At 69.2% G+C, this 3,141-nt stretch carries 4 protein-coding genes; 2 read left to right on the top strand and 2 right to left on the bottom strand.

Features of this window, described 5'->3' with window-relative positions:
• On the bottom strand, positions 1-123 hold a 123-nt coding region (locus K2Z83_RS30080), incomplete at its 3' end, for a GlsB/YeaQ/YmgE family stress response membrane protein (RefSeq protein WP_370650239.1).
• Between the two features lie 171 nt (positions 124-294).
• Between K2Z83_RS30080 and K2Z83_RS20800 the strand changes: the two genes are divergently transcribed.
• A complete protein-coding gene (locus tag K2Z83_RS20800) occupies positions 295-1,053 on the top strand; it encodes an HAD-IIA family hydrolase (RefSeq protein ID WP_370650235.1) in 759 nt (252 codons plus the stop codon).
• A gap of 30 nt (positions 1,054-1,083) precedes the next feature.
• Here the strand turns inward: K2Z83_RS20800 and K2Z83_RS20795 are convergent, their stop codons facing one another.
• Positions 1,084-1,971 (bottom strand): PIG-L family deacetylase, encoded by an 888-nt coding sequence (locus K2Z83_RS20795; RefSeq protein ID WP_220597110.1) that lies wholly within the window; start codon positions 1,969-1,971, stop codon positions 1,084-1,086.
• Positions 1,972-2,122: 151 nt separating this feature from the next.
• Here K2Z83_RS20795 and K2Z83_RS20790 point away from each other — a divergent pair, with 151 nt between their 5' ends.
• Positions 2,123-3,103 (top strand): fumarylacetoacetate hydrolase family protein, encoded by a 981-nt coding sequence (locus K2Z83_RS20790; protein ID WP_220597109.1) that lies wholly within the window; start codon positions 2,123-2,125, stop codon positions 3,101-3,103.
• Positions 3,104-3,141: the final 38 nt, after the last annotated feature.

Here is a 3,141-nt window from a genome sequence, read left to right as displayed (position 1 = left end):
CATCGCGCCGACGACCCCGACCACGATGTTCATCAGGCAGCCCTGCCGGGCATTCGTGCCCGCGATCATGCTGGCGACCCAGCCGGCCAGCCCGCCAAAGATAATCCACGAGATTGGACCCATTGCCTCGCACTCCTTACTATAGCTTACCCAGCCGCTTAGACGTACGACCGCCGGCCACTGTTGCTAGCAGCCACCCCTCACAGGAGCACTGCTATAATGTCCGAGGTCAGCGGTGCTTACAGGCGGGAGCGCACACACACGGTGCGGCGCCCGCCCCCAGAGGAGAACCCCGTGCCGAAAAACTATATCTGCGACATGGACGGCGTGCTTGTGTTTGGCTCACAGGCCATCCCGGGCGCGAACGAGTTTATCCAGCGCCTACAGGCGGCGGGTGCGAAGTTCCTCGTCCTGACGAATAACTCGCTCTACACCCAACGCGATCTGCACGTGCGCCTGGCACGGATCGGGCTCGACGTGCCGATCACCGCCCTCTACACGTCCGCGATGGCGACCGCGCAGTTCCTCGCGGCCCAGCACCCCGGCGGGAGCGCCTATGTGATCGGCGAGGCCGGGCTCACCACCGCCCTGCATGACACAGGCTACATCATCACCGACCAGAACCCCGAGTATGTCGTGCTCGGCGAGACTCTGTCCTATAGCTTTGAGCGCATCACCCAGGCCATGCGCTTTGTCGCCGCCGGGGCGCGATTTATCGCGACGAACCCTGATGTCTCTGGCCCCGGCGAGGGCGGCATGGTCCCGGCGACGGGCGCGGTGGCCGCCATGATCTCCGCCGCGACCGGCGTCAAGCCCTACTATATCGGCAAGCCCAACCCGCTGATCATGCGCACCGCGCTCCGCACGCTGAACGTACACTCCGAGGACTCAGTCATGGTCGGGGATCGCATGGACACGGACATTATCATCGGCACCGAGGCCGGCCTGGAGACGATCCTTGTGCTGACCGGCGTCACCCGCCGGGAGGATGTGGCGCAGTACCCCTACCGGCCCACACACATCCTCGACTCGGTCGCCAGCATCGAGGTGTGATGCGACGTAGGGGCACAGCGCGCTGTGTCCCTACGGGTCGATCGTCACCCCCTCGAACAGATCCCGCTCGCGCAGGCCGGGCGTCGGCTCGGGGAAGGCCCGCATAAACGTGTCGCGCCCGCCGAGCAGCAGGAGCAGCCGGCCGACGACGCTGCGCAGCCCCCCCGAGGCGCCGCCCTGGCTCACGTGACAGGCCCCGGCCTCCTCGCGGGCCCGCGCCATCGGCAGGAAGTCGATCTTGGCGTGGATCGGGTACTCCACCTCGGCCAGCGAGGCCACGTCGATATCGCCGTTCGTCCCGAAGCGCCGCGGGTCGCGCCCAAACAGCGGCATCAGGCGCACCACCAGCCGCAGCAGGCCGCGCGGGAAGGTGTGGAAATAGAGCTTCTGCGGCGCGTAGGCCGACAGATCACCCGGGTAGCGCGCCGGGTCGCCCGCCGCGTGGAAGGCCTCCACCGTCGCCCGCTGGATGGCGATATGGTCGGGGTGGCGGTAGCCGCCGATCGGGTCGAAGGTGAGCACCACGTGTGGCCGGACCCGCCGGATCTCCGCCGTCACCCGCGCCGCCACCGAGTCCAGCGTCTGCGCGAACAGCGCCTGCGGGTGGCGGTTCGCCTCCGCCCCCGGCATCCCCGAGTCGCGGTAGCCCATCATCGTTACGCCCGCAAGCCCCAGCGCGCGCGCCGCACAGTCCAGCTCGGCCGCCCGCCGATCCGCGATCGAGCCGTAGCCCTCCAGCAGCTCCGGCGCCATCTCGCCCTCCTCGCCGCCTGTCGCGCACACCAGGTAGACATCCGCGCCGCACCAGGCGTAGAGCGCCAGCGTCCCGCCCATCCCGAAGCTCTCGTCGTCCGGGTGGGCCAGCACCACCAGCACCCGCGGACGCGCCGCGCTCGCTATCTCGCTCTGACGATACATCGTGTGATCCTCTATAATGGAAGGGCGAGGCAGCGCAGCACCGCCTCGCCCCAACAGCCTACCACAAAAACCATGCCCCGACGCCACACCATCGGCGCGCGCCTCGCGCCGGCCGCGGTCCGGCCCGCGCTCAGCCGATAGAGGAGACCCCATGCGCCTCGTCACCTTCACCCCGCCCGACGGCCCCCCGCGCGCCGGGGCGCTCCTCGGCGACGCCGTCGTCGACCTGGCCGCCGCCGCCGCCCTCGTCATCGAGGACGCCGAGAGCCTGCGCTGGGATATGCTCAGCCTCCTGCGCGGAGACCAGGACGAGGTCAACCTAGACACCGCCGCCGACATCGTCGCCTCGGTCGCCCAGTTCGCCGGTGACGAGATGTCCGGCGGCCTCCAGATCGGCGGCGCGGCCATGCTGCTGCCCCTGGCCCAGGTGCGCCTCCAGGCGCCCCTGCCCCGCCCGAGCAGCCTGCGCGACTTCTACGTCTTCGAGCAGCACGTGGCCACCGCCCGCGCCCAGCGCGGCCAGAAGGTGCCCGAGGAGTGGTACCGCATCCCCGCCTTCTACTTCTCTAACCACGGCGCGATCTACGGCCCCGACGACGCCATCTCCATGCCCGAGACCGAGGCGCTCGACTACGAGCTGGAGCTAGCCTGCGTGATCGGCCGCCAGGGCCGCAACATCCACCCCGACGACGCCGAGCTCTTCATCGCCGGCTACACGATCATGAATGACTGGAGCGCCCGCGATATCCAGGGCCAGGAGATGCGGATCGGGCTCGGCCCAGCCAAGGGGAAGGACTTCGCCACCTCGCTCGGCCCCTGGATCGTCACCCCCGACGAGCTGGAGATCTACGCCGACGACGACGGCCGCCTGAGCCTGACCATGACCGCCAGGGTCAACGGCGTCGAGCGCTCGCGGGGCAACGCCGCCAGCATGTACTACCGCTTCGCCGACATGATCGCCCACGCCAGCCGCGACGCCACCCTCTACCCGGGCGATGTGCTCGGCAGCGGCACGGTGGGCAGCGGCTGCCTGCTAGAGCTGACGGCGGGCTACGGGCCGTGGCTTGAGCGCGGCGACGATGTCGAGCTAGAGATCACCGGGCTGGGCACGCTGCGCAGCACCGTGGTGTGATGATGTTGGGGCGCAATAGCAATGGCGGCCCTGGCTCT

The organism is Oscillochloris sp. ZM17-4, from assembly GCF_019599295.1.
Lineage (GTDB): Bacteria > Chloroflexota > Chloroflexia > Chloroflexales > Chloroflexaceae > Oscillochloris.
This window is presented reverse-complemented; position numbering and strand designations above follow the sequence as displayed.

Coding starts and splice junctions, on each gene's coding strand:
- K2Z83_RS20795 (WP_220597110.1), bottom strand. CDS start 1,971: ATGTATCGTCAGAGCGAGATAGCGAGCGCGGCGCGTCCGCGGGTGCTG.
- K2Z83_RS20790 (WP_220597109.1), top strand. CDS start 2,123: ATGCGCCTCGTCACCTTCACCCCGCCCGACGGCCCCCCGCGCGCCGGG.